Below are 2,345 nucleotides of genomic sequence, written 5' to 3'. Positions count from 1 at the left end.
CCGTCGTCCAACCGGCCGTCGGCGCGACCGGCGGGCTGCGTGCGGTAGTCGACCGGGCCGGCGACGGGGGCAACGTGCATGGTGCGGCGGATCAGGGCGATGGTGGGCTCGAACAGCTCATGGAAGACCTCGCCGGGCATCAACTGCTCGGGCGGATAGTTCGAGGTGGTGACCAGCACTATGCCGCGGCGGTGGATTTCACGCAGCAGCCGGGCCAGCAACTGGCCGTCCCCCGGATCGTGGACGTGGAATTCATCCAGGACCAGCAGGGCGCAGCCGCGCAGCAAGCCGTCGATGGCCACGTCGATGGCGCTGGTACCCGGCGGCCGGGCCTCCGGGTCCTGCGCGTCGCGGCGGAGGGCGTGCAGTTGTCGGAACAGGTCGTGGAAGTGCCAGCGCTGTTTGTCCGGCACGTCGACGGCATCGAAGAATGCCCGGGCCAGCCAGCTTTTGCCCCGTCCGACGGGACCCCAAAGATACAGCCCGCGGCGCATCCCCGGCAAAGCGGGCAGTCCGGCGCGGAGCGGCGCGGCGGCTTCGGCGAGCAGGCGGGCGGCCCTGTGCTGGTCTTCGTCGAGGCGGAAGCCAGCTGCCGAGGCGGCCTGCTCAAGATGGTCGAGCATCCGGCGGCGGCTGGGGGTCCGCTCCCGCAGGCCGGCCGCAGCGTTTCCTGCGTCCACGACGCGTCCCTCCTTCTCCCGGTACCAACGAAACCCGACCCGCCGGTGCCATCGTTCCGGCCGTCCCCGCCTTAACGGCGCGGGGCGCCCCGGCTTCCCTGACGGGAGGTACGGAGCGCCCTGCGATGCGGAGCGTTAAGCGGCGCGAAGCCGCCGGGGGCCGCAGGTTAGTTGGCGGCGACAGCTGCGGCCCGGACGGACTCCATGGCCTTGGTCCACGGGATGAGCTGGTCGATCATCGGAGCCAGGGTGCCGGCGTTCTGCTCGGTCGGCTTGAAGTCGGCGAAGTTCTCGAAATCGGTGAACAGCGAGAACATGACCTGGTTGCGCACGTGGGCGATCTGCAGTTCAGACAGGATGTTGCGCAGGTGCTCAGCGGCACGGGCGCCACCCATGGAACCGTAGGAAACGATGCCGGCGGCCTTGTTGTTGAACTCGACGTTCAGGTAGGACAGGGCGTTGGTCAGGGCAGGCGTGACGGTGTGGTTGTACTCGCCGGTGACGAAGATGAAGCCGTCGAACTCGCTGATCTTGGCCGAGAACGCCTTGGTGTGGTCGTTCTGGTAGTTCTGGTACATGGCCGGGTAAGCTTCGTCCAGCAGGGGCAGGTTGAAGTCGGCGATGTCGACGACCTCGAACTCGGCGTCGGTGCGGCCGGCGGCCTGGGCGAGAACCCAATCGGCAACCTGCTTGTTGACACGACCCGGACGGGTGCTGCCGGTAACGATAGCGATCTTGGTCATAAATAACCCCTTCGAGGTCTGGTCCCGACGTGCCAACATTGTCGACGCGTCATGGTTTTGTTGACACGTCAATTATGCAGGGCGGAAACTTGAATTGTCAACCAAAGGCGAGGAAGTGACAGTCGTGAACTCCGACACCCGCTGGCTGGACGATCACGAGCAAGAGATCTGGCGCGCCTTCCGGGAATTGCTGTGGGGCTTCGAGTCCGCCATGGACCGCCAGCTGCTGCGCGACTCCGACCTGTCCGGCGTGGAGTATTCGGTCCTGGCGTCCCTGTCGGAGGCGGACGAGGGCGTCATGCGGGCCCGGGACATCGCGCAGCAGCTGGACTGGGAGCGCAGCCGGCTGTCCCACCTGCTCAAGCGGATGGAAGCCCGCGGGCTGGTGGAGCGGGTGGCGTGTGCCACGGATGCGCGGGGTTTCAACATCTCGATGACCGACGCCGGCTGGGATGCCATCCGGCAGGCCGCCCCCGGCCACGTCAGCTTCGTCCGCGAGAACGTCTTCGATCCGCTCTCGGCCGCGGAGCGCGAGGCGCTGCTCTCGGCAACCGCCAAGATCCAGCGGTCCATCCGCGACGCGGGCCTCTGGGGGAACAGCGGCAGGTCGTCCTGAGCCGAGGGATCACTCCAGGATTTCGGAGACCTCCAGCCACTCCATCTCCAGGCCTTCCTTCTCCTCGGCGATTTCCTGCAGCTTGCGGTTCATCTCCGCCAGCCCGGCGAAGTCGACGTCGGACTTGGCACCTGCCGCGTGCATCTGCTCCTTGAGCTTGTCCTCCTGCTGGCCCAGTTTGCCCAGTTGGCGCTCGATCCGGTTGAGGTCCTTCTTAGCCTGGCGCTTGTCCGCTTCGCTGTGCACGGCGCCGGAGGATGGTGCGGCGCTGGCGCTTGCGCCGGCCGGGGACGGCGCGGGCCGGCC

At 67.3% G+C, this 2,345-nt stretch carries 3 protein-coding genes and 1 pseudogene; 1 reads left to right on the top strand and 3 read right to left on the bottom strand.

Annotated elements, in window-relative coordinates:
* Both zapE and AC5RUJ_RS14825 read right to left on the bottom strand, forming a co-directional pair.
* On the bottom strand, positions 1-680 hold a 680-nt coding region (gene zapE, locus AC5RUJ_RS14830), incomplete at its 3' end, for a cell division protein ZapE (protein ID WP_494156095.1).
* 167 nt (positions 681-847) lie between these two features.
* Positions 848-1,423, bottom strand: a complete 576-nt coding sequence (locus AC5RUJ_RS14825) for an NADPH-dependent FMN reductase (RefSeq protein WP_494001421.1) — start codon at positions 1,421-1,423, stop codon at positions 848-850.
* A 115-nt stretch (positions 1,424-1,538) separates the two neighbouring features.
* Between AC5RUJ_RS14825 and AC5RUJ_RS14820 the strand changes: the two genes are divergently transcribed.
* On the top strand, positions 1,539-2,039 hold the full coding sequence (locus tag AC5RUJ_RS14820; RefSeq protein ID WP_494001422.1) for a MarR family winged helix-turn-helix transcriptional regulator: 501 nt from the start codon (positions 1,539-1,541) through the stop codon (positions 2,037-2,039).
* Positions 2,040-2,048: 9 nt separating this feature from the next.
* On the opposite strand, the pseudogene AC5RUJ_RS14815 reads toward AC5RUJ_RS14820, so the two are convergent.
* A pseudogene (locus tag AC5RUJ_RS14815) lies at positions 2,049-2,345 on the bottom strand (ABC transporter ATP-binding protein); the annotation flags it as partial.

Source organism: Arthrobacter sp. Y3223164 (assembly GCF_059091005.1).
Note: the sequence above shows the minus strand (reverse complement) of the source record. Positions and strands in the feature narration are given on the sequence as shown.